This is a genomic window from Speluncibacter jeojiensis (assembly GCF_029589495.1).
Classification (GTDB): Bacteria; Actinomycetota; Actinomycetes; order Mycobacteriales; family Mycobacteriaceae; genus Speluncibacter; species Speluncibacter jeojiensis.
Genome location: NZ_JAAIVF010000001.1, coordinates 1,554,918 through 1,577,006 on the forward strand (window position 1 = coordinate 1,554,918; position 22,089 = coordinate 1,577,006).

At 70.0% G+C, this 22,089-nt stretch carries 21 protein-coding genes; 15 read left to right on the forward strand and 6 right to left on the reverse strand.

Going from position 1 to position 22,089, the window contains the following annotated elements; translation table 11 throughout:
• Positions 1-14: 14 nt before the first annotated feature.
• The 6 genes from G4X40_RS06890 (at position 15) to G4X40_RS06915 (ending at position 4,527) form a co-directional block, all read left to right on the forward strand.
• Positions 15-404 carry a hemophore-related protein gene (locus tag G4X40_RS06890; RefSeq protein ID WP_277831084.1) on the forward strand — a complete coding sequence of 130 codons (390 nt, stop codon included), beginning with the start codon at positions 15-17 and terminating at the stop codon, positions 402-404.
• A 36-nt stretch (positions 405-440) separates the two neighbouring features.
• On the forward strand, positions 441-1,142 hold the full coding sequence (locus G4X40_RS06895) for a response regulator transcription factor (RefSeq protein WP_277831324.1): 702 nt from the start codon (positions 441-443) through the stop codon (positions 1,140-1,142).
• Positions 1,139-2,470 carry a sensor histidine kinase gene (locus tag G4X40_RS06900; RefSeq protein ID WP_277831085.1) on the forward strand — a complete coding sequence of 444 codons (1,332 nt, stop codon included), beginning with the start codon at positions 1,139-1,141 and terminating at the stop codon, positions 2,468-2,470. The genes G4X40_RS06895 and G4X40_RS06900 overlap by 4 nt, the downstream gene beginning before the upstream one ends.
• A gap of 127 nt (positions 2,471-2,597) precedes the next feature.
• Positions 2,598-2,999, forward strand: coding sequence for an ArsR/SmtB family transcription factor (locus tag G4X40_RS06905; protein WP_277831086.1), 402 nt, complete (start codon positions 2,598-2,600; stop codon positions 2,997-2,999).
• Positions 2,996-4,123: an ACR3 family arsenite efflux transporter gene (gene arsB, locus G4X40_RS06910; RefSeq protein WP_277831088.1), complete on the forward strand. Its 1,128-nt coding sequence runs from the start codon at positions 2,996-2,998 to the stop codon at positions 4,121-4,123. Before G4X40_RS06905 ends, arsB begins: the two co-directional genes overlap by 4 nt.
• Entirely contained in the window at positions 4,120-4,527 is a 408-nt protein-coding gene (locus G4X40_RS06915) for an arsenate reductase ArsC (protein ID WP_277831089.1), read from the forward strand. Before arsB ends, G4X40_RS06915 begins: the two co-directional genes overlap by 4 nt.
• A 64-nt stretch (positions 4,528-4,591) precedes the next feature.
• Here G4X40_RS06915 and G4X40_RS06920 read toward each other — a convergent pair whose 3' ends face one another.
• Positions 4,592-5,032: an ArsI/CadI family heavy metal resistance metalloenzyme gene (locus tag G4X40_RS06920; protein WP_277831091.1), complete on the reverse strand. Its 441-nt coding sequence runs from the start codon at positions 5,030-5,032 to the stop codon at positions 4,592-4,594.
• Between the two features lie 94 nt (positions 5,033-5,126).
• Here G4X40_RS06920 and G4X40_RS06925 point away from each other — a divergent pair, with 94 nt between their 5' ends.
• The 3 genes from G4X40_RS06925 to G4X40_RS06935 all read left to right on the forward strand — a co-directional run bounded on the left by G4X40_RS06925 (position 5,127) and on the right by G4X40_RS06935 (position 7,513).
• The gene (locus G4X40_RS06925; protein WP_277831092.1) at positions 5,127-5,486 is read left to right on the forward strand and encodes an Rv2640c family ArsR-like transcriptional regulator; all 360 of its coding nucleotides are present in this window, start codon (positions 5,127-5,129) and stop codon (positions 5,484-5,486) included.
• Positions 5,487-5,560: 74 nt separating this feature from the next.
• Positions 5,561-6,301: an acetoacetate decarboxylase family protein gene (locus G4X40_RS06930; RefSeq protein ID WP_277831093.1), complete on the forward strand. Its 741-nt coding sequence runs from the start codon at positions 5,561-5,563 to the stop codon at positions 6,299-6,301.
• Positions 6,302-6,304: 3 nt separating this feature from the next.
• Positions 6,305-7,513, forward strand: a complete 1,209-nt coding sequence (locus G4X40_RS06935; protein WP_277831094.1) for an MFS transporter — start codon at positions 6,305-6,307, stop codon at positions 7,511-7,513.
• A gap of 15 nt (positions 7,514-7,528) precedes the next feature.
• On the opposite strand, the gene G4X40_RS06940 is transcribed toward G4X40_RS06935, so the two are convergent.
• The 4 genes from G4X40_RS06940 to G4X40_RS06955 form a co-directional block, all read right to left on the reverse strand.
• Entirely contained in the window at positions 7,529-8,446 is a 918-nt protein-coding gene (locus tag G4X40_RS06940) for an alpha/beta fold hydrolase (RefSeq protein ID WP_277831325.1), read from the reverse strand.
• A gap of 74 nt (positions 8,447-8,520) precedes the next feature.
• Positions 8,521-9,399: an ABC transporter ATP-binding protein gene (locus tag G4X40_RS06945; RefSeq protein ID WP_277831095.1), complete on the reverse strand. Its 879-nt coding sequence runs from the start codon at positions 9,397-9,399 to the stop codon at positions 8,521-8,523.
• Positions 9,396-10,451 carry a FecCD family ABC transporter permease gene (locus G4X40_RS06950; RefSeq protein WP_277831097.1) on the reverse strand — a complete coding sequence of 352 codons (1,056 nt, stop codon included), beginning with the start codon at positions 10,449-10,451 and terminating at the stop codon, positions 9,396-9,398. The genes G4X40_RS06945 and G4X40_RS06950 overlap by 4 nt, the downstream gene beginning before the upstream one ends.
• Positions 10,448-11,860 (reverse strand): iron ABC transporter permease, encoded by a 1,413-nt coding sequence (locus G4X40_RS06955; protein WP_277831099.1) that lies wholly within the window; start codon positions 11,858-11,860, stop codon positions 10,448-10,450. The genes G4X40_RS06950 and G4X40_RS06955 overlap by 4 nt, the downstream gene beginning before the upstream one ends.
• 101 nt (positions 11,861-11,961) lie before the next feature.
• Between G4X40_RS06955 and G4X40_RS06960 the strand changes: the two genes are divergently transcribed.
• From G4X40_RS06960 to G4X40_RS06970, 4 genes are all read left to right on the forward strand, one after another.
• Positions 11,962-13,302: a salicylate synthase gene (locus G4X40_RS06960; RefSeq protein ID WP_277831100.1), complete on the forward strand. Its 1,341-nt coding sequence runs from the start codon at positions 11,962-11,964 to the stop codon at positions 13,300-13,302.
• 195 nt (positions 13,303-13,497) lie between these two features.
• Positions 13,498-13,614, forward strand: coding sequence for an SAV_915 family protein (locus G4X40_RS22940; protein ID WP_408642145.1), 117 nt, complete (start codon positions 13,498-13,500; stop codon positions 13,612-13,614).
• Positions 13,615-13,991: 377 nt separating this feature from the next.
• On the forward strand, positions 13,992-14,366 hold the full coding sequence (locus G4X40_RS06965; RefSeq protein ID WP_277831101.1) for a hypothetical protein: 375 nt from the start codon (positions 13,992-13,994) through the stop codon (positions 14,364-14,366).
• A 223-nt stretch (positions 14,367-14,589) separates the two neighbouring features.
• Positions 14,590-15,348: an alpha/beta hydrolase family protein gene (locus G4X40_RS06970; RefSeq protein ID WP_277831326.1), complete on the forward strand. Its 759-nt coding sequence runs from the start codon at positions 14,590-14,592 to the stop codon at positions 15,346-15,348.
• A 15-nt stretch (positions 15,349-15,363) separates the two neighbouring features.
• Here G4X40_RS06970 and G4X40_RS06975 read toward each other — a convergent pair whose 3' ends face one another.
• Positions 15,364-16,986: a (2,3-dihydroxybenzoyl)adenylate synthase gene (locus tag G4X40_RS06975; protein ID WP_277831103.1), complete on the reverse strand. Its 1,623-nt coding sequence runs from the start codon at positions 16,984-16,986 to the stop codon at positions 15,364-15,366.
• A gap of 89 nt (positions 16,987-17,075) precedes the next feature.
• Between G4X40_RS06975 and G4X40_RS06980 the strand changes: the two genes are divergently transcribed.
• Both G4X40_RS06980 and G4X40_RS06985 read left to right on the forward strand, forming a co-directional pair.
• A complete protein-coding gene (locus G4X40_RS06980; RefSeq protein WP_277831105.1) occupies positions 17,076-20,591 on the forward strand; it encodes an amino acid adenylation domain-containing protein in 3,516 nt (1,171 codons plus the stop codon).
• On the forward strand, positions 20,588-22,072 hold the full coding sequence (locus G4X40_RS06985; protein WP_277831106.1) for an aldehyde dehydrogenase family protein: 1,485 nt from the start codon (positions 20,588-20,590) through the stop codon (positions 22,070-22,072). The genes G4X40_RS06980 and G4X40_RS06985 overlap by 4 nt, the downstream gene beginning before the upstream one ends.
• Positions 22,073-22,089: the final 17 nt, after the last annotated feature.

A 22,089-nucleotide genomic window follows, 5' to 3' on the forward strand; every position in this document is an offset into this window, starting at 1 on the left:
GAAGGGAGAAGGTCATGAACGCTTCGTCCGGACCCCGCGGGGTGACCCGCAGAATGAGGACCGTGTTCGTCGCCGCGGTGTGCGGCGCGACTCTGGTCGGCGGATCGGCGCTGGCGCAGGCCGCTCCGGTGCAGGCGCCGCCGCCGCAGTGCAACCAGCAGGCGATGTGGCAGGCCGCCTCCCAGAGCGTGCCGCAGTCGCTGGGCTACCTCGCGTCCCACCCGGACCTCGCCAACGAGATGTGGACGGTTCACCAGATGCCGAAGGATCAGCGCAAGGCCGCGATGCACAGCTACGCGCAGAGCCACCAGCAGGAGATGCAGGGTTTCATGCAGACCCACAGCGCGATGCGCGACTACGTGAAGGCCTGCCACCCGCAGCACATGCACCACCACCAGATGTAAGAGGCGCACACCCGACCCCCAGGTAGCGGGTGCATGATGCTCGGCATGGCCAGTGCACCCCGCCTGCTCGTCGTCGACGACGACGCCGATGTCCGCGCGTCGCTCGAGCGCGGCCTGCGGCTGGCCGGCTTCGAGGTCATCGGCGCCGGCGACGGGCCGTCCGCACTGCGGGCCGCGCGTGAGTCCGCACCCGACGCGATCGTGCTCGACGTCAACATGCCCGGCATGGACGGCGTCGCGGTGGTGACCGCGCTGCGGGCGTTCGGCGACGAAGTCCCCGTGTGCGTGCTCAGCGCGCGCGACACCATCGAGGACCGCGTCCTTGGGTTGGAGGCGGGTGCCGACGACTATCTGGTCAAGCCGTTCGCACTCGCGGAACTGATCGCGCGGGTGCGGGCGATGCTGCGCCGCGCGGTAGCCGTGCCACAGCGCGGCGCGGTGATCGTGATCGGACCGTTGACCGTGGACCCGGCGCAGCGTCAGGTGCTGGTCGACGACGAGCAGATCGAACTGACCAAGCGCGAGTTCGATCTGCTGGAGGTGCTGTCCGAGAACACCACAGTGGTGCTGAGCCGGCAGCGGCTGCTCGAGTTGGTATGGGGTTACGACTTCGCCGCCGACACCAACGTCGTCGACGTGTTCGTCGGCTACCTGCGCCGCAAACTCGAGGCCGGTGGCCGGCCGCGGCTGATCCACACCATCCGCGGGGTCGGTTTCGTCCTGCGCGAGCCGCGGTGACCATCCGCTCGCCGTCGCTGCGGCTGCGGGTCGCGGCCTCCGCCGCCGCGGGGGCGCTGCTGATCGTGGTGATCGTGGGGGTGATCGCCGCGGCGTGGATATCGCACAACGAGTCGAGCCAACTCGATGTGCGGGTCGACACGTTGGCGTTGTCGCTCGCCGAGCGAGGGAAGGTGCCGGCGTCGGCGCAGCGGGCCGACCCGGCACTGGCAGTCACCATCCGCGATCGCGCCGGATCGGTGCTCGACACCGGCACGGTGCTGCTGCCGCACCATGGCCAGGGGTTCTCGACGGCCACTGTCGACGGGGAGCGCTTCCGCGTGCACACCTTGCCGATCAAGGGCCACGGCGGCGAGTTGCTGTCGGTGGGTCTGCCCGAGGCGCCGGCGCAATCGCGCGCCGCCGGGGCGCGGTGGGAGGTGCTGTTCATCGGGATCGGCGCGGTCGTGCTCGCCGGGGGACTGGGGTGGCTCATCGGCGGACGGGCCCTGCGCCCGCTGCGCCTGCTCACCGACCGCACCCGGAAAATCCATTGGGACACTGCGAGGCCCGTGCGTTCCGTCGAGGCCGGTGGTTCACGGGAGACCGAGGAACTGGCCGGCGCGATCACCGGGCTGCTCGAGCGTATCCAGCAGGCCCAGGGCAGGACCGAACATGCGCTTGGCACCGCCCGCGACTTCGCCGCCTCCGCGGCACACGAGCTGCGCACCCCGCTGACGGTCATGCGAACCGACTTGGAAGTGCTTCGCGCGCACGAACTCTCGGATGAAGACCGCATCGAGGTCCTCGACGAACTGGCCCGCACGCAGGCGCGGGTGGAGGGGATCGTGACCGCCTTGGGGCAGCTGGCCGCGGGGGAGCTGGCCGGCGAGAGCGACTTCGCCGACGTCGACGTGCGGGAGCTGTTCGGTCGGGCGGCCGACGACGCGAGCCGGCTGTACCCGCAGTTGGTGGTCACGGTGCTGCCTGGTGTCGCCGCGTCCGCCGACCTGCCGGCCGTCCGGGCCTGGCCCGCCGGCCTGCGGCTGGCCGTCGACAACCTGATCAAGAACGCTGTCGTGCACGGCCGTGCGCGCCGGGTGGAACTGGGTGCGGACCTGCGCGGACCGGCCGTGCTGTCGGTGGACGACGACGGGCGAGGCCTGCCACCGGTGGAGTACGACCAAGTGCTGCAACGGTTTCAGCGAGGTAGCACCGCAGCACCGGGTGGATCGGGGCTGGGGTTGGCGCTGGTCGTTCAGCAGGCGGCGCTGCACGGGGGAGGGGTGCGGCTGTCGCCGTCGCGGCTCGGCGGGCTCCGTGTGGAGTTGTGGTTGTGGGCACGCTGACAGCGTGGAATCGGGTGCTGAACTCGACTGTCCACAATCGTCGGCGTAGCCCGAGGACACGTGGATGCCCGCCCCCGCGGCATGACTTCCGCTCGCCGTCTGATTCGACTTCTGTCAATATTGACATATGTCGAATCAACGAGAGGGGATCGGCGAGCCGTGTTGCTCGCCGCTGGTGCGGGAGCCGTTGAGTTCGGACTGGGCGGGTGACCTCGCCCGGATGTTCAAGGCGATCGGTGATCCCGTGCGGCTGCGGATGCTGTCGCTGGTGGCATCGCATGCCGGTGGCGAGGCGTGTGTGTGCGACATTTCGGAATCGTTCGCCCTGTCGCAGCCCACGATCTCGCACCATCTCAAGGTGCTCCGCGAAGCGGGACTGCTCGATTGCGAACGCCGCGGCACCTGGGTGTACTACCGGGTGATCCCCGCCGCGTTACAGCAGTTGTCAGCGGTGCTGTCTCCTGCGGCCGGCGTGGTGGAGGGCTCCACCTGCGTGGGTACCGACGCTGCGGTGGCGGTGGCACCGTGACCGAGACAGCCACACCGCCGGCCGTCGTCGGCAAACTGTCCACCCTCGACCGGTTCCTGCCGGTGTGGATCGGTGCCGCGATGGCGGTCGGCCTCCTGCTCGGGCGCGGGGTGCCCGGTATCGGCACGGCGATCGAGAAGGTGCAGGTCGACGGGATCTCGTTGCCGATCGCCCTCGGTCTGTTGGTCATGATGTATCCGGTGCTGGCGAAGGTCCGCTACGACCGACTCGACACCGTGACCGGCGACCGCAAGCTGATGGTCAGCTCGCTGGTGCTGAACTGGCTGGTCGGCCCCGCCGTGATGTTCGCGCTGGCATGGCTGATGCTGCCCGACCTCCCCGAGTATCGAACCGGGCTGATCATCGTCGGCCTCGCCCGCTGCATCGCGATGGTGATCATCTGGAACGACCTCGCCTGCGGAGACCGCGAAGCCGCCGCGGTGCTCGTCGCGATCAACTCCGTGTTCCAGGTGCTCATGTTCGCCGTGCTCGGCTGGTTCTACCTGTCGGTCCTGCCGGGATGGCTGGGTCTCGAGCAGACCAATATCGCCATTTCGCCGTGGCAGATCGCGAAATCGGTACTGATCTTCCTCGGGATTCCGCTCGTCGCGGGCTTTGTCACCCGTCGCTACGGTGAGCGCGCGAAGGGCCGAAACCGGTACGAGCAGAGGTTCCTTCCTCGGCTCGGGCCCTGGGCGCTATACGGGTTGCTGTTCACCATCGTGATCCTCTTCGCACTGCAAGGCGATCAGATCACCTCCCGCCCGGTCGACGTCGTCCGCATCGCCGCGCCGCTGCTGGTGTACTTCGCGGTCATGTGGGGCGGCGGGTACCTGCTCGGCGGCGCACTGCGACTGGGGTACGCGCGGACCACGACACTGGCCTTCACCGCGGCGGGCAACAACTTCGAGCTCGCGATCGCCGTGGCGATCGCCACCTACGGTGCCTCCTCCGGCCAGGCCCTGGCCGGGGTCGTCGGCCCGCTCATCGAGGTACCCGTCCTCGTCGGATTGGTCTACGTTTCCCTCGCGCTGCGCAGACGTTTCCAGGCCGCGGCCTCATCCGAGGCTGTCACCACAACCGCCACCCGAATCACCTCCGACAAGGGGCGTTCCGTCTCATGACCACACCCAGCGTGCTGTTCGTCTGTGTCCACAACGCCGGCCGATCACAGATGGCCGCCGGGTTCCTCGCCCACCTCGCCAGCGGTTCGATCGAGGTCCGCTCGGCCGGCAGCGCACCCGCCGGGCAGCTGAACCCGGCTGCAGTCGTCGCGATGGCCGAGGTCGGCATCGACATCGCGGGTGAGCAGCCGAAGATCCTCACCACCGACGCGGTCGAGGCCTCGGACGTGGTGATCACGATGGGATGCGGCGACGCCTGCCCGGTCTTCCCCGGAAAGTCCTACCGCGACTGGGTGCTCGACGACCCCGCCGGGCAGGACATCGAGGCCGTGCGACTGATCCGCGATCAGATCCGTGTCAGGGTCGAGGACATCATCGCCGAACTGGTTCCCGACGCACGCTGAGCACAGGCCCGCCCCGCCTCGGGAGAGCCGCGGCGGGGCCGACCAGGTTCTCGACTGCGGGCGCTCAGGGAGCGGTGGAGGTTTCGCAGGCGCACGCGCCGTCCGCGGTGGTGAGCAGTTGCGGGCTTGTGCCGAACGTGTCCGAGTCGGCCAGGACGGTATAGACCTCCCACTTCTCGCCCGCCGGGCCGGTCACCCACACCTTGTCCTGCGTCGCGAAACAACAGGTGGTGCCGATCTCCTCGTCGGTGAACAGGCCCTCGCCGGTCAGGCGGGCGATCTCGCCATGCACCTGCTCGCTCGACTCGACCTCGACGCCGAGGTGGTTGATCGTGCCGCCCTTACCCGGGTTCTCCAGCAATACCAGCTTCAGCGGCGGGTTCTCGATCGCGAAGTTCGCGTAGCCCGGCTTGAGCTTGGCAGGCTCGGTGCCGAACAGCTTGGAGTAGAAGGCAACCGATTCCTGCAGGTCGTCGACGTTGAGGGCGAGTTGCGCGCGGGACATGACATCCTCCACCTGTGTGGCATATATCGAATTCCTGACTTCCTTAGAATGGCACTACTTCGATATAAGTCAAGAAGCTGGGTAGGGTGGGTTCATGCCGAAGACGCTTCCGCTCGTCGATGTCAGCGCGCCGGTCTGCTGTGCGCCGGTGTCCTCGGAGCAGATGAGCGACGATGCCTCGCTCGAAATCGCCTTGCGGCTCAAGGCGATCGCGGATCCGACGAGGATCAAGCTGCTCTCGATACTGCTCACGGCGGACGCCGGCGAGGCGTGCACCTGCGACCTCGCAACAGGGGTGGGGCTACGCGAGTCGACCGTCAGTCACCACCTCGGCCAGCTCCGCAAGGCCGGCATGGTCGAATCCGAACGTCGCGGTATGAACGTCTACCACCGGGCGCGTCGCGAAGCTCTCGACGCGCTGAGAGCGGTCCTGGATCCGAACTGTTGCCGGTAGCGACACATCGTCCGGAACGCCGGTCCGGCGCGACCGATCTGTGCTAGAACGTGTTTCACGACGAGAGGGGTTCGATGCCCGGCGAGGGATATCTCATCCAGGGTGAGCGGGTCGCGATGCCGGTGCGCATCCGCGACGCGAACGCGCACGCGGCGATGTACTCGGTTCCCGCGGCAGCCGCCCAACGGATTATCGACCATTCGGGCCTGCACGTGCTCGAGTACCGACCGGGGCGGACCGTCTGCACGGTGTTGTTCGTGCAGTACGTCGACGGCGACCTCCACCGGTACCACGAGTACGGGGTGGGCTTCCTGGTCCGTCCGGTCGACGGCGGCCCGATCGGCGACGGTCCAGGAGACCTTCGCACACTCATCACCGGCCGCGCCGGGGTGTTCATCCACCGGCTGCCCGTCAACGAGGAGTTCACGCTCGAGGCGGGCCGGACCATCTGGGGGTTCCCGAAGGTGATGTCGCAGATCGACATCGAGCGCGACGATGCGGGCGCGCGCGGAGTCCTGCGACTGGACGGGCAACTGGTCGCGGATCTGAGGGTCAGGCCGGGGCTACCCGTACCGGGCGGGGGCCTCGCGACCTCTCTGGACGCCTATGCGCACTTGGACGGGCACACCCGCCGCATCCCGTGGAAGCTCGAGGCCTCCGGAACCCGGATGCGGCCGGGCGGCGCCGAGCTGATCCTGGGTGAACATCCGTGGGCCGACGAACTGCGCGAGCTCGGCCTGCCGAAAAGGGCGATGTTCGCCAGCGGAATCGCGCACGTGCGCATGACGTTCGAGGAGGCGCAGGAGGTCGGCTGACCGATGCGCGGGACGATCGCAGGGGCCCGGCCGCGTGTCACCGCGCGAGGCGCGGTGTCGATCGTCTTCGCTGTCCACGCCACGTTGTTCGCCTCCTGGGCCGCCCACATCCCCTCGGTCGAGGGCCGTCTGCACATCGACGACCAGACCCTCGGTCTTGCGCTGGTCGGCGGCCCGATCGGCGCGATCTGCTCGGTCGCCGTTGTCGGCTGGGCGTTGCGGTGCTGGGGAAGTCGTGTGGTCGTGCGGTGGACGTTGCTCGGGTACTGCGTCACCGGTCCGCTGATCGGGCTGGCCGACCGCGCCGTGCTGCTGTTCGGCGCGCTCGCCCTGTGGGGCGCGTTTCAGGGCGCACTCGACGTCGCGATGAACACGCAGGGCACGACTGTCGAGTGGTCGCTGCGTCGACCGGTCCTGCCGGGACTGCACGCCTGCTGGAGCCTGGGAGCCTTCCTCGGGTCCGGCCTGGGGCTGGCGGGGGTGTGGATCGGGGTTTCACTGGCATGGCAGTTCGTCGTCCTCGGTGCGGTCGTGGCGCTGCTCGGAGTCGGTCTGTCGCCGCGGTTGCTCGACGACCCGGCGAGGCCGGCGCCGGATGCAGCCTCGGATACGTGGCCGGAGCCGACGCGTACCCGCAGCGATCTGCGTGCGGCCCTTCGTAATCCGGTGGTCGTCGAGCTGGGGTTGATCTCGGTTGCCAGCGCCTGGTGTGAGGGGGCCGCCGAGAGTTGGTCCGCGGTGTACCTGCGCGATTCGCTGCACGCCTCGCCGGCGGGCCTCGGGTTCGTGGCGTTCTCGCTAGGCATGCTGCTGGTGAGGACAGTCGGGAACCGGCTGCTGGTCCGTTACCCCGCGACTCGGGTACTTCCGGTGGTCGCGGCGGTCGCCACGGCCGGGATGGCCGCGGCACTGATCGCCGGCGGCCTGGTAGCGGCGGTGGTGGGCTTCGGCTGTTTGGGCGTGGGAATCGGGCTGGTGGTGCCGACCACGTACAGCGCATCGGCGCGGGTGCCGGGCGTGTCGGCCGGCACGGCGATCGCGGTGGTGTCGGCCATCGCCTGGGCCGGCTCGCTCGGCGGTGCACCGCTGATCGGCCGGCTGTCCGACACGTGGTCGCTGCCCACCGCGCTGACGCTGGTTCCGGTGCTGACAGTGGTCATCGCCGTGGCCGCGCGGGTGGTGCGGGTCGGTGGGAGGTACGACTCGCGGTGAGGACGGACCGGCGATTCAGGTCGTCGTCTCGGCGGCACGGCGCATGTTGCTGACCAGGATGCCCGCGATCTGCTCGTGTAGTTCCGGGGGCAGGTCGTGCGCCCAGCCGTCGATCAGGTGCAACCGCGCTCCGCGGATCGCGCGGGCGATGGCTTTGCCGCCGGCCGGGCGCATCAGCGGGTCGGCGGTGCCGTGCAACACGACCGACGGTGCGGTGATGCGGCGGGTGTAGCCGAGCAGGCTGCCGGTGCCGAGCGTGGCCGCGAACTGACGGACGACCCCGGCCGGGTGATAGCTGCGGTCGTAGGCCTCGGCCGCCCGTTCGCGCACGACCTGCTGCGGCTGAGGGTATTTCGGGCTACTGATCGCCTCGTTCGAGCGCACGGTCATGTCGATTACCTGCTCGCGGGTCGGGTTCTTGCCGGGGCTGGCCAGCAGCCGCCGCAACGCCCGCGGAGCCGGCGGCGGCAGCAGCGGTTGGTTCGTGCTGGAGAACATGATCGCCAGCGATCGAACCCGGTCGGAGTGCTCGGCGGCCACGATCTGCGCAATCATGCCGCCCATCGAGGCGCCGACCACGTGGGCCCGGTCGATGCCGAGGTGGTCGAGCAGCCCGCGGGTGTCCGCGGCCATGTCCACCAGCGTGTACGGGGACGGGCTGGGCAGACCGAGTTCGTAACGGGCCAGGCGCAGCAACCGGGAGCCGTCGATGTGTGCGCCGTCGAGCTTCGTCGACAATCCGATGTCGCGGTTGTCGTAGCGGATCACGCGGAACCCCGCGTCGACGAGCCGCCGGACCAGTGCGATCGGCCAGGTGATGAGCTGACTGGCGAAGCCCATGATCAGCACGACCGGTGGGTCGTCGACGTCGCCGAGGTCCTCGTAGGCGAGCCGGATGCCGCCGACCTCGGCCATGCCGCTGCGCATCGCCATGCCCTCGATGCCCGGTTCCCCGTCCATGTCCGGTGCCATGGTGCTCCCGTCGGTCGGCTCGGCTGCGCCCGGGTTCACGGTACAACGTGCACGCCGTCGCGCACGTGACGTCGACCGATGGGAACGATCATCGGCCTGCCGGACACCGGGTCCTCGATGACCGTCGACGCCAGCCCGAACACCTCCATCAGCAGTTCCGGGGTGATCACCTCGTCGGGCGTGCCCGCGTCGACCACTCGGCCGTCTTTCATCGCGACCAGGTGATCGCTGTACCGGATCGCCAGGTTCAGGTCGTGCAGCACCATCACCACGGTGCGCCCCATCTCCGCGTGCAACCGGTCGACCAGATCGAGGACGTCGACGGCGTGGGCCAGGTCGAGGTAGGTGGTGGGCTCGTCGAGCAGCAGGATGTCGGTCTGCTGTGCGAGCGCCATCGAGATCCATACCCGCTGGCGCTGGCCGCCCGACAACTCGTCGACCGACCGACCGGCCAGGTCGCCGATGCCGGTCGACGCGAGTGCCTCGGCAACCGCGGATTCGTCGTCGCCGGACCACTGACGCAGCAGCGACTGGTGCGGATGCCGGCCCCGTGCAACGAGTTCCGCGACGGTGATGCCCTCGGGCGCCACCGAGGACTGCGGCAGCATGCCCAGCACGCGGGCCACGTCCTTGGTGCGCATCGCGGTGATGGCCTTGCCGTCGAGCAGTACGCGGCCGTTGCGGGGCTTGAGGATTCGACCGAGGGAGCGCAGCAGCGTGGACTTGCCGCAGCCGTTGGGGCCGACGATCGTGGTGACCACACCCGTGGGGACGGTCAGGGCGAGGTCGTGCACGATGGTGCGGTCGCCGTAGCCGAGGGTCAGCCGCTCCGCCCGCAGGCGCGGGTCCGCGTCGGAGGTTGCGGACGTCGGCCCGGCTGCCAGCGGAGCTGTGGTCGGGGGCTGGGGGATCATGCGCGGTGCCTCCGGTTCTGGCGGACGAGTTGGACGAGCAGGAACGGTGCGCCGAGCACGACCGTGACGATCCCGACCGGCAGTTCCGCCGGGAGCATGGTCCGGGCGATCACGTCGGCGCCGATCACCAGGACCGCGCCGACAAGGGCCGACGCGAAGACCGGCTGCCCGACCGTGCGGACCAGGCGCTGCGCGATGTGCGGGGCGGCCAACGCGATGAACCCGACCGGCCCGGCCGCGGCGGTAGCGACCGCCGCGAGCAGCACGGCACCGAGCAGCAGCATCGCCTGGCCGCCGGAGACCCGGACGCCGAGCGCCCCGGCGGTGTCCTCGCCGAGCTGCAGCGCCGACCGCAGCCGCACCGATCCGATCAGCGCGCCGCCGACCACCACGACCGCGACCGCGGTGGGCCAGGCCTGACCCCAGCCGCTGGTCGACAGCGACCCCGAGATCCACACCTGCGCCCGGGTCGCGTCGGCGATGTCGGCGCGCACCAGCAGCCACTGGACGACCGCCAGCAGCATCGCGTTGATCGCGACACCCACGAGGATCAACCGCATGCCCAGCACGCCGCCGCGCCACGACAGCAGATAGATCGCTGCGGCGGTGAGCAATCCGCCGCACACCGCGGCCGCGGGGACGCCGCCGACCGCGAGCGCACCCGAGATCCCGCCGCCGGCCGAGACCATCAGTGCGACCGCCGCGGCCGCGGACCCGGCGGTGACGCCGAGAATGTCCGGGCTGGCCAACGGGTTTCGCGACACCGCCTGCGTGACCGCCCCGGCCATGCCCAGCGCGGCGCCGACGACGACCGCGGTGATCGCGCGGGGCAGCCGGAAGTCGAGCACGATCACCCGGTCGAACCGTCGGCCCGCGCCGCCGAGCGCACGCAGCATCTCACCGAACGGCACCGCCACGTCACCGCGGCTCAGGCTCAGGCACAAAACCGCGGCGATCAGCCCCAACAGTGCCACGTTCACCACGACCACACGGGGCCGCCAGCGCACCGACAAAGTTCCCGCCCGCAGCACCGAGTTCGTCGAGACCGTCACAGCCCCACCAGCTTCCGTCGCCGGACCAGCGCGATGAAGAACGGCGCACCCAGCACGGCCAGCACGATCCCGACCTGCAGCTCACCCGGCCGGGCGACCACCCGGCCGACCACGTCGGCGACGAGCACCATGATCGCGCCGACGATGCCTGCGTAGGGGACCAGCCAGCGGTAGTCGGGGCCGGTGACGGTCCGGACCACGTGCGGCGCGACCAGGCCGACGAACGCGATGGGCCCGGCCGCCGCGGTGGCCGCCCCCACGAGCAGCGTGATCGCGGCGATGCCGACGATCCGCGAGGCGAGCACGTTGGTGCCCAGCCCACGCGCCAGGTCGTCGCCCAGGCCGAGCATGTTCAGGCTCGGCGTGTTGGCGCAGGCGAGGGCCAGGCCGACGAGCGCGAAGGGGAGGACCTGCCAGAGGATGTCCGGTCCGCGTCCGGCGAGCGAACCGACCACCCAGAAGCGGTAGCCGTCCAGGCTCTTCGGGTCGAGGAGCACGAGCGCGTTGGTCAGCGCCTGCAGGAAGAAGGACACCGCCGCGCCGGCGAGTACCAGCGTCAGCGGTCCGCCGCCGCCGGCCGAGGAGAACGCGAACACCACCACGCTCGCGATGAGGGTGCCGGCAAAGGCGAGCCACAGGTACTGGCCGGGCGCGGTCAGGCCCCACAGGTGGATGCCGAGCACGACCAGGAAGGCGGCTCCGGCATTGAGTCCGAGTAAGCCGCTGTCCGCCAGCGGGTTTCGAGTGTGACCCTGGATCAGCGCCCCCGCGACGCCCAACGTCACCCCGACAAGCACGCCCAACAGGGTGCGGGGGATCCGCAGCGTCTGAACCAGCTGATCGGTCTCGGTGTGCGCGGGGGTGAACACCGCGTGCACCACCTGCCCCAGTTCGAGCGGTCGCGCGCCGACCGCGATGCCGGCCAGTACCGCCAGGACCAGGATCGCGGTGAGACAGAGCAGCCCCCACAGCCGGCGGCGTCGCACCGCGGAGCGGGACCCGTCGACGGCCCGCGGGGTGAAGCCGTCCGCCAGCGCGCCGGCGACGGTGAGGGTCTCGGCACCGCGTCGGGTCCCGAGGGCGGCGCGTACACCTAGCGGCCCGCCGGTGGCGCGGTCACGCACCAGCAGCCCGAACCGGGCCTTGCCGATGCTCTGGCCGCGTAGGCCGTCGCGGTGGCCGCGGTTCCACACCCACAGCGCCACCGCCGTCGCCAGGGCCGCGCCGCCGAACACCGCTCGGTCGGCCTGGCCCGCGCCGACGGAACCGAGCAGCAGCCAGCCGACGACGAGTGGCGCAGCGACGACGGCGAGGTCGATCGACCCGGCCGCGAAACGTTGCCGCGCCGAGGATCCGGGTGGATCCGAGCGTTCGGCGCTCTCCGGCGTCACGGTCGACGGTGCGCGCATGCGCCCTCCCCTCGATGCTCGTCGTCATGGTCTGGACATGAAGCTAGGTAATGCTAACCTCACTTCCCAACCGGCCCGCTCGGGCCCTGGGAATCAGGAGGATGATCGCGGTGACGGTGGACGGTTCTCTACGGGTTGACGCGACCGACCTGCAGGTCGACACGGCGATCGCCCCGGCCAACTGCGCGGCGGCACTGGCCGCATCCGGCCTGTACGCCGACTACGTCGTGTACGAGTGTGAGGGCGAATGGATCTTCGCCGGCGGTGTGCTCGGCTCGGTCGAACTCGACACCGAGGAGCTGCGCGTGCACTGGGACGGGGAGGAGCGGCGCACCGGCTGGACCGGTCGGCCGGCGATCGCACTGGGCCACGCGCTCGAGTCGCTGCCCACTGCGACGTGGAACGCATACGGCTGGATGGGGTTCGAGTCGTGCGCCTACAGCCTCGGCGCCGAGGGTCACCTGGTGCCGGGAACCCCGCTGGCGCACCTGATCGTCCCGCGCGCCGAGGTGCGCATCGGCGCGGACGGCGTCACGATCCGCGCCGACGGCCCGGACGAGCGGGATGCGCTGTGGCGCACCGTACAGGGTGCCGGTGACGTCTTCGCGACGGTCGCCGAGCCTGTCGACGTTCGCCGGGATCACAGTGACTATCGCGCCCGCGTCGCCACTGCCATCGACGAGATCTGCAGCGGCAGATACGAAAAGGTCATCCTGTCACGGACGGTGCCGGTGCCCTTCCTCGTCGACATGCCGGCGACCTACGCGTGGGGACGCGCCAACAACACCCCGGCCCGCTCGTTCCTGCTGCAGCTCGGCGGACTGCAGGCGGCGGGCTTCAGCCCCGAGTTGGTCGCCGCCGTCGACCGAGACGGTGAGGTGGTCACCGAACCGCTCGCCGGCACCCGCGCCTTCGGCCGAGGAGCCGACGCGGACGATGCCGCCCGACGCGATCTGGTGAACGACCCGAAGGAGATCGTCGAACACGCGGTGTCCGTGCGCACCTCGTTCGAGGAGATCGCGTCGGTCGCGGAGCCGGGCACCTCGGCGGTGTCGGACTTCATGGCCGTGCGCGAACGCGGCAGCGTCCAGCACCTGGCGTCGACCGTGCGGGGCCGGCTCGCCGCCGACAGCACCCGGTGGGACGCGCTCGACGCGTTGTTCCCGTCGGTCACCGCGTCGGGGATCCCCAAGCGCGGCTGCGTGGACAGCATTTTCCGCCTCGATGCGGAACCGCGCGGACTGTATTCGGGTGCGGTGCTGACGGTTTCGTCCGACGGGAGCCTCGAGGCGACGCTGGTGCTGCGTGCGGTGTACCAGCAGGACGGTCGGGCATGGCTGCGCGCCGGCGCCGGCGTGATCGGTCAGTCGAATCCCGAGCGCGAGTTCGAGGAGACCTGCGAGAAGCTCGGCAGTGTCGCGCCGTATGTGGTGCGGGCGTAAGTCGCTGAAGTAAACAGGCACAGTTTCCCACTGTCAATCGACCGGAACTGCCCGCTGGTAGCGTCACGTCGGGTTGCGGTCACTGCCTCACGTTCCGGTGGCCGGTAAGGGGGAATCGTGAACGACGCCGATGTCGAATTACCGGAGTTGCTTTTCGTGCGGCGGGGCGCATCCATGTCGCGCGAGCAGTATCCGATGGAGCTGCGCGGGCTCTCCGACGGCCGCCGAGCGCTTCCCGTGTACACGTCCCTCGGGGCGTTCGTCCGGTGCTGTGGAGATCGGCAGCCGTGGCTTGCGGTGCCGCGGGCATAGATCCAGAAGTTGCTGCTAGGGGCGAGCTTCGACCTGCTGGTCGTGAACGTGGACATCTCGTTCGTGCCGGCATCTCACACGCGAGCGGGACGGCGGTGCACGCCGTCGGCCACTTCTTCACCGACATCTTCTGAGGACCGATGACCGAATACGTACCCGGGACCGGACACCTGCCGCCGATGCCCGACCCGCAAACCGGCGAGCCGCGCCCGCCCGCGGCTCCGCGCGCGTGGAACGGCAAAGAGGTCACCCCAAGTGATCGGCTGCCGCGTCGGCACCCGCAGAGTCCCGAAGACCTTGGGTCCATCCTCGAATGGAGTCAGCAGAGCAAGCGTTCGGCACTCACATACGCATTCAGCTGCTTTGGAATATGCGCGGTGGCGATGACCGCGATCGCGCACGGATTCGAGTGGCTGCATCTCGGGTTCTTTTGGCTGGTGCCGGTACTGCCCAGCATCGGCATGTACTTCTCCATGAAAAACGGGTGGGTCGCTGCGGGGGCTCGTTGGGTTCAGAACCGCGAGAAGTACGTCGAGATCTACGACCTGCGGTATGTCGAGATCAAGGTCAGCGGTAACAACCAGATGCTGCGTATGACGGACGGCAGCGGCCGCAAGATCCGATCGTTGAGCCTGCTCGATGCGCAGACCAACCCGGCGCTGTGGGATCTGCTCTACAACGGGATCCGGCATTCCGTCGCGTCGGGGAAGGCATCGCCGTCGCGCAGGACCCGCAACATCCTCGACCTGTAGCCGGCATTCCACGCGCAGCTATATGCCGCGGAAATTCACTGGACGCCCCCGACCGCCGCTGTTACCGTTCCACGCGACCGTGAACGACGCGAGGAGGTGAGACCCATGAACGCTGTATCGAGCTGGGTGCTCCCGCTTTCGCGCACGGTCGGGCGACCGCAGTAGATGTCGCCGGGAGCGCCTCGACAACAAGGCAATCCCGAAGGGCATCAACATGAGCACTCTGCAATTCACCAACGAGACAACCTCTGACGGTGTCGTCGAGCGCGACTTCACCGTCGGCGACATCCCCGGCGTCCTCTGGACACCCGAATCCGGTGCCTCTGGCGGTCCGCTGATCCTGATCGGCCACAACAGCACCTTCCACAAGCGCGCGCCAGGGGTCGTCGGCCGTGCGCGACACTACGTGACGACGTACGGCTTCAGCGCGGCGGCGATCGACGCGCCCGGGCACGGCGACCGCCCCCGATCCGACCAGGACAAGCGGTGGGACGACGCGCGCGACCGAGCCCGGGCGGCCGGCGAACCCCTCGGCCCCGTCGTCGCCGACTACTACGGCTCGCTGGCCGAACGGGCGGTGCCGGAGTGGCGGGCCACACTCGACGCCCTCCAGTCGCTGCCCGAGATCGGTTCCGAGGTCGGCGTCGGCTACGAGGGGATGACGTTGGCTGCGGCGATCGGCATCCCGCTGGTGGCGGCCGAACCCCGGATCGGTGCGGCGGTTATCGGCGGCATCTTCGCCTGGGAGTCGCTGCTCGCGGCCGCCCGGCAGATCACCGTCCCGATCCAGTACCTCGTCGCGTGGGACAACCCGGTCCTCGATCGACAATGCGGGTTCGACCTGTACGACGCGTTCTCCTCGGAACAGAAGACGTTGCACGCCAACCCCGGCGGACAACACCAGATACCGCGGTTCGAGGTCGACGACGCGGCCCGGTTCTTCGCCCGGAACCTGGGCGCCGGCGCGGTCGGCCGGACGTAGCCCGACGCGCCGCCGCTAACCGATCAGCGCGCGCAGCGCCTTGCGGTCGATCTTGCCGACCGCGGTCAGCGGCAGCGTCGCCACCCGGTGCACCGCGTCCGGGAGCTTGAAGGCGGCCAGGCCCTTCGTCTGTAGGAACCCACGCAGTTCCGGGAGCGAAGGTGTCTGGCCGTCGACGACCACTGCGGCGCAGATCTTTTCGCCCAGAGCGTCGTCCGCGAGCCCGACGACCGCGGCCTGCCGGACTGCCGGGTGCAGCGCGAGGTGCTCCTCTACCTCTTCGGCCGACACGTTCTCGCCCGCGCGGTTGATCACGTCCTTGATCCGTCCGGTGACCACCAGATGCCCGCTGGGCAGCCTGCGCACCAGGTCCCCGCTGCGATAGAAACCGTCCGGGGTGAACGAACGTGTATTGTGTTCCGCCGCACGGTAATACCCGCGGATCGTGTACGGACCGCGGGTCAGCAGCTCACCCTCCTCGCCGGGTGCGACGTCGTTGCCGTCCGCGTCGACGACGCGCACCTCGTCGGCGTCGGACAGCGGCCGGCCCTGGGTGGTGGTGACCAGTTCGTCCGCGTCGTCGAGCCGGGTGTAGTTGAGCAACCCCTCGGCCATGCCGAACACCTGCTGCAGCGCGGCGCCGAGCGCCGGCCGCACCTGCACGGCGTCCGCCTCGGCCAGGCGCGCCCCGCCGACCTGCAGCAGCCGCAGCGTGGACAGGTCGACATCCTCCCATTCGGTTGCGGCGCACCACAGCTGGGTCAGTGCCGGTACCAGCGCGGTGACCGTCACACCGTGCCGTTCGATCGCCGCGAAGGCGCTCTCGGGGCTGGGGTCGGTGAGCAGCGCGACCGATCCGCCCACCGCGACCGTGCCGAGGATGCCCGGGCAGCACAGCGGGAAGTTGTGCGCGGCCGGCAGCGCCGCCAGATAGACGTCGTCCTCGGTGAGCGCACTGATCTGCGCGCTGGTCCTGGCGTTGTACGCGTAGTCGTCGTGGGTGCGGGGGATCAGCTTGGGCACGCCGGTCGTGCCACCGGAGACGAGCAGCACTGCCACCGACGACGGATCGACCTCCGGCAGTGCGCGCGGGTCGGCGTCGACACTGTCGAACGCGGTGAACGGGCCGGGATCACCGACGACCACCACGTGCCGCACCGAAGGAACCCGGTCCCGGACGGTGGCGGCCAGCTCGCGAAAATCGAACCCGCCGTCCACATCCGGAATCACATAAGCAGCGGCACTGGATAATTCGGCCAGATGGGCCACCTCGTTCTGCCGGTGGGCGGGCAGGCAGAGCACGGGGACCACGCCCGCCCGCATCATCCCGAACAGCGCGACGACGAACTCGGGTGTGGACGGCAGGTGGACCACGGCCCGGTCTCCCGGGTGCAGTCCGAGTTCGAGCAGACCTGCCGCGAATCGGTCCGCACGTCGGTCCAGTTCCGCATAGGTCATCGGCCCGGCGGCTGTGTGCAGCGCCGTGGCGTCCGGACGGCGGGCGGTGGTCGAACGCAGCAGCGCGCCGAGGGTCTCGCCCCGCCAGTAGCCCGCGGCGCGGTAGCGCTCGGCGAACTCGGCCGGGAATTCGACCACTCCGTCGAGTGGGGCGGTGCGGGGCTGTGCTGCGCCGGTCATGGTCTCCTCATCCATCCTTGGGGGTAGGTTAGGCAAACCTACCCTAGCTGTTAGGCTGGCTCCCATTCCGCGAGCAGAGAGGACTTCCGGTGAGCGATTCGCATCGGGTCACCCGCGACGAGATCCGTACGGAAATAGCGGGACAACTTGGCATTTCGACCGGTGAGGTCGCTGACGACACGGACCTGATCGCACTCGGTCTGGACTCGATCCGGATGATGAAACTCGCCGGCGGCTGGCGCAAGCAGGGCTTCGACATCAACTTCGCGGTGCTCGCGGCCGACCCCACCCTGGAGAGCTGGTTCGGCGCGCTCGGTGGGGACGGACCTGAACCGGTCGAGGTGACGCAGCTGCCCTCGACGCACCGCCAACTGCCCGCTGTGGACGGCGCCTTCGCGCTCGCGCCGATGCAGCATGCGTACTGGGTGGGCCGGTCGCAGGAACAGGAACTCGGTGGGGTAGCCGCGCATCTATACGTCGAATTCGACGGTGACGCAGTCGATCCGGACGGTCTGCGTGCCGCGGTCGAGCGGCTGACCGCGCGCCACCCGATGCTGCGTGCCCAGTTCCTCCCGGACGGCACCCAGCGGATCCTGCCCGCCGCCCCCGAGGGCGTGTTCACGCTCTGCGACCTGCGCGGGGCGGACGACGCCGATGCCGAGCTGGAACGGCTGCGCGAGGCCAAGACCCATCAGCGCCTGGATGTGGACCGCGGCCAGGTGCTCGACGTGACCCTGACACTGCTGCCGCACGGCCGGTCCCGCATGCACCTGGACGTCGACATGCTCGCGGCCGACGCGATGAGCTACCGGGTGCTCACCGCCGACCTGGCCCGGCTGGTGCGCGGAGATGACACCGGACCCGACCCCGACTACACCTACGCGCAGTACCTCGCCGACAACGGGCGAGGCGAGGACGACCACGATCCCGACCGCGATCGGGACCGCGCCTGGTGGGCAGGCCGGCTGCTGCAGCTGCCCGACGCGCCTGCACTGCCGCTCGTTCCGGAAACCGAACGCCGCGAACCGCATCGGACCGTGCGGTACCACCACGCACTCGATCCCGCCGCCAAGGCGCGCCTGCTCCACAGTGCTCATGCGCAGGGGGTCACCCCCGCGATGGCGCTGGCGTCGGTGTTCGCCGAGACCATCGGCCACTGGTCGGCACAGCCGCGGTTCCTGCTGAACCTGCCGCTGTTCGGCCGCGAACCGCTGCACCCCGACATCGACCGTCTGGTCGGCGACTTCACCTCGTCGGTACTGCTGGACGTCGACGTCACCGCGGAGGCGACGGTCCTCGACCGCGCCCGGGTGCTGCAACGCACCATGTACGAGGCCGGCACCCACTCGTCGTACGGCGGGCTCGAGGTGCTGCGCGATCTCGGGCGCCACCATGGCCGGCCGGTGATCGCCCCGATCGTCTACACCAGCGCGCTCGGCCTCGGCGAACTGTTCTCCCCCGAGGTGACCGACACCTTCGGTGAGCCGGTGTGGTTCATCTCCCAGGGACCGCAGGTGCTGCTCGACGCCCAGGTCACCGAGGTCGGCGGGGGCTTGCTGCTGAACTGGGACGTGCGCGCGTCGGCCTTCCCGCCCGGCCTGATCGACGCGATGTTCGCGGAGTACACCGCGACGGTCGACGCGCTCGGCACCGACCCGCACGCGTGGTCGGGCCCGGCGGTGCGGCCGCTGCCCGAACCGCAGCACGCGGTCCGGCAACACGTCAACGACACCGACTGGGCACCCGGACGCCCCGTCCTGCGACTGCACGAGCGGTTCTTCGCCCGGGCCGGCGCCGACCCCGACCGGCCTGCGGTGGTGGGCACCGACGGCGACCTGAGCTACGGCGAGCTCGCCGACCGCGCGCTCGCCGTCGCCGGCGCGCTCCGCGCGGCGGGGCTGCAGCCCGGCGACGCGGTTGCCGTGCAGCTGCCCAAGGGTGCCGACCAGATCGTGGCGGTGCTCGGTGTGCTCGCCGCCGGCGGGGCGTACGTGCCGATCGGATCGGACCAGCCCGAGGCGCGGCGGGAACGGATTCTGACGACCGCGAGCGCACGAATCATGCTGACCGACAATCTGTCCGGTGTGCTTCCGGTCGGGGTGCGGGCGCTGACCGTCGGACCGGCCGGTCGGCACCCGGCGCCGCTGTCGCTGCCGGTCGCCGGCGACCCCGAGCAGATCGCGTATGTGCTGTTCACCTCCGGAACCACCGGTGTGCCGAAGGGCGTGGAGGTGCCGCACCGCGCGGCGATGGGCACCATCGACGATCTCGTCGACCGGTTCGGAATCGGGCACGGCGACCGGACGCTGGCGATCTCCGCGCTCGAATTCGACCTGTCGGTCTTCGACATCTTCGCGCCACTGGCCGTCGGCGGTGCGGTGGTCCTCGTCGACGAGGACGAGCGGCGGGATCCCGCGCGGTGGGCGACACTCGTGCGCGAGCATGCGGTGACGGTGCTGAACTGTGTGCCCAGCGTTCTGGACCTGCTGTTGCGGGCGGGTTCGGACGCGGCCGCGGGTCTGCGGGTGGTGCTGCTCGGCGGCGACTGGGTGGGCGTCGACCTGCCCGTGCGGTTGCGCAAGCAGGCCCCGGACTGCCGGTTCGCCGGACTCGGCGGCACCACCGAGACCGCCATCCACTCGACCGTGTGTGAGGTCGGTGAACCGCCGGCCGACTGGACGTCGGTGCCCTACGGGACCCCGCTGCGGGGCGTGCGATGCCGCGTCGTCGACGCCGCCGGCCGCGACTGTCCCGACTGGGTTCCCGGCGAACTGTGGATCGGCGGCCACGGCGTCGCCCGCGGCTACCGGGGCGACTCCGAGCGCACCGCGGACCGGTTCGTCCGTCACGACGACGAGAACTGGTACCGCACCGGTGATCTCGCGTTGTATCGGACCGATGGAATGCTGGAGTTCCTCGGCCGCGCCGATTCCCAGGTGAAGATCCGCGGATACCGCGTGGAGCTCGGCGAGGTGGAGGCGGCGCTGCGCGGCCGCGCCGACGTGCACCGGGCGGTCGCCGCGGTGACCGCCGTCGGATCGCTGGTGGCGGCCGTGAGCCTGCAGCCGGATGTCCCGGCCGATCCGGACTGGGCGGCGGCAGCGTCGACAGAGCTGGCTGCCGCCTTGGTCGAGGCGTTGCCGCCCTACATGATTCCCGAGCGGATCGAGGTGCTCGACGAGTTCCCGCTATCGACGAACGGCAAGCTGGACCGCCGCGCCGTGCTGAGGCTGCTCGACGACGGCGCCACCGAGCGTCCGCACGTGGCGCCGCGCGGACCGCTAGAGGAGGCGCTGGCCGACATCCTGGGGGAGGTGATCGGGGTCGTACGGATCGGCGTCACCGACGACATCTTCACGATCGGCGCCGATTCGGTACTCGCCACCGCCGCGGTGACGCGGATCCGGCACTGGCTCGACGTGCCCGCCGCCACGGTCTCGGATATCTTCGCGACCCGCACGGTCGCGGCGCTGGCAGCCCGGCTGGCCGAGCGCGACGCGCCCGGCAGGCTCGACGAGGTCGCCCGGCTGTATCTGGAGGTCGCGCGGATGGACGAGGCCGAGCTGGACGCGGCACTGCTGGCGGAAGCGGAGCAGTCCCGGTGACCGTGACCGACCTGGAGACCTCGGTCGTGGCCGCGACCGTCGCGGCGGCCCGGCGCGCCGGGGCGAGGACCCGGCATTGGGACCAGATCCGCACCGACGAGATCGTGCGCGCGGTGGGGTGGGAGCTCTACCGCGAGGACCGCGTACGGACCATGGCGCGTCGCTCGCTGGAGTGCACCGGGCTCGGCACGGTCGACGACCTCGTGACCCTGCACCGCAAACGTGTCCTCGGCACCCTGCGCGACCTGCACGGACGGCGGACCGTCGGGGTGATCGAGGACAGGCCCGAGCTGGGCATCCGGACCCTGGCCAAGCCGCTCGGGGTGGTGGCCGTGGTGGCGCCGGCGACCGCGCCCTGCGCGACCATCGCCACGAACACGCTCTCGCTGCTCAAGACCCGGAACGCGGTGGTGATCAGTGCGCACCCCAGCGCATACGAGGCGGTTGCCGAGGCGGTCGCTGCCGTGCACGACGGGCTGCGCCGGGTGGGTGGCGACGAATCGCTGGTGCAACTGCTCGAACGTTCCGACCGCGCGGACAGCGAGGAACTCATGGCCGCCGCCGACTTCGTGGTGGCGACCGGCGGTCCGGGCACCGTCCGGCGTGCGTATCGTAGCGGCACACCGGCGGTGGGGGCCGGCACGGGCAACTCGACGTTCCTCGTCGACGAACTCGCCGACCTCGGCGTCGCCGCTGGAACGATGTGTGCCGGAGCGGGTTTCAACAACGGCACCTCGTGTTCGTCGGAGAGCAACGCGTTGGTCGACGCGCGGTCGTTGCGCCGGTTCCTCGAGGAGCTGACCCTGCGGGGCGGGCGGGTGTGCACGGCCGAGGAGTCGGCGCGGCTGGAGCGGGTGATGTGGACGCCTGACGGTCGACTCGACCGGACGGCGGTCGGGCGTACGGCGGCGGAACTGGCGCGGCGCAGCGGCATCGATGTGTCTGCGGGTGCCGGTGTGCGCACGCTCGTCATCGTGCGGCCCGAGCCGCGCCCGGGAGAAAGGGTCTTCACCGAGAAGCTCGCACCGGTACTCACGGTGGCGCCGTACCGCGGCTTCGGTGGTGCCGTCGACGCGCTCGTGTCGATACTTCGGGTGAGCGGAATCGGTCACAGCTGCGGCATTCACACCGGTGTCGGTCCGGTTGCCGAACAACGAATTTCGGACCTGGCCGATGCCGTTCCCACCTGCCGCGTCATGGTCAACCAGTCGACTATGGGCAACGCCGGCAGCTTCGACAACGGCCTGCCCTTCACCTCGGTGGTGGCCAGCGGCAGCTGGGGAGGATGCAGTCAATCCGAGAACATCACCTGGCGGCACTTCCTCAATCGGACGACGATCTCGCGGCCGACACCCGAGCGGATTCCCGACGAACGGGAGATCTTCGGCGGCTTCGCCGTGGAGCCGGAACCAGAGCCGACAGAGCCGGATGGTGGTGATCCGCGGTCCGTCGGTGAAGGCATTGCGACACCAAGTTGCTAAGGTTAGGCTGCCCTACG

Bases quoted from the DNA above. Each gene is read 5' to 3' on its own strand.
- G4X40_RS06975 (WP_277831103.1), bottom strand. From the start codon at position 16,986: ATGACCGGCGCAGCACAGCCCCGCACCGCCCCACTCGACGGAGTGGTC.
- G4X40_RS06895 (WP_277831324.1), top strand. From the start codon at position 441: ATGCTCGGCATGGCCAGTGCACCCCGCCTGCTCGTCGTCGACGACGAC.
- G4X40_RS06905 (WP_277831086.1), top strand. From the start codon at position 2,598: ATGTCGAATCAACGAGAGGGGATCGGCGAGCCGTGTTGCTCGCCGCTG.
- G4X40_RS22940 (WP_408642145.1), top strand. From the start codon at position 13,498: ATGGAGCTGCGCGGGCTCTCCGACGGCCGCCGAGCGCTTCCCGTGTAC.
- G4X40_RS06890 (WP_277831084.1), top strand. From the start codon at position 15: ATGAACGCTTCGTCCGGACCCCGCGGGGTGACCCGCAGAATGAGGACC.
- G4X40_RS06945 (WP_277831095.1), bottom strand. From the start codon at position 9,399: ATGATCCCCCAGCCCCCGACCACAGCTCCGCTGGCAGCCGGGCCGACG.
- G4X40_RS06940 (WP_277831325.1), bottom strand. From the start codon at position 8,446: ATGGCGATGCGCAGCGGCATGGCCGAGGTCGGCGGCATCCGGCTCGCC.
- G4X40_RS06930 (WP_277831093.1), top strand. From the start codon at position 5,561: ATGCCCGGCGAGGGATATCTCATCCAGGGTGAGCGGGTCGCGATGCCG.
- G4X40_RS06915 (WP_277831089.1), top strand. From the start codon at position 4,120: ATGACCACACCCAGCGTGCTGTTCGTCTGTGTCCACAACGCCGGCCGA.
- G4X40_RS06925 (WP_277831092.1), top strand. From the start codon at position 5,127: ATGCCGAAGACGCTTCCGCTCGTCGATGTCAGCGCGCCGGTCTGCTGT.
- G4X40_RS06955 (WP_277831099.1), bottom strand. From the start codon at position 11,860: ATGCGCGCACCGTCGACCGTGACGCCGGAGAGCGCCGAACGCTCGGAT.
- G4X40_RS06935 (WP_277831094.1), top strand. From the start codon at position 6,305: ATGCGCGGGACGATCGCAGGGGCCCGGCCGCGTGTCACCGCGCGAGGC.
- G4X40_RS06960 (WP_277831100.1), top strand. From the start codon at position 11,962: ATGATCGCGGTGACGGTGGACGGTTCTCTACGGGTTGACGCGACCGAC.
- G4X40_RS06920 (WP_277831091.1), bottom strand. From the start codon at position 5,032: ATGTCCCGCGCGCAACTCGCCCTCAACGTCGACGACCTGCAGGAATCG.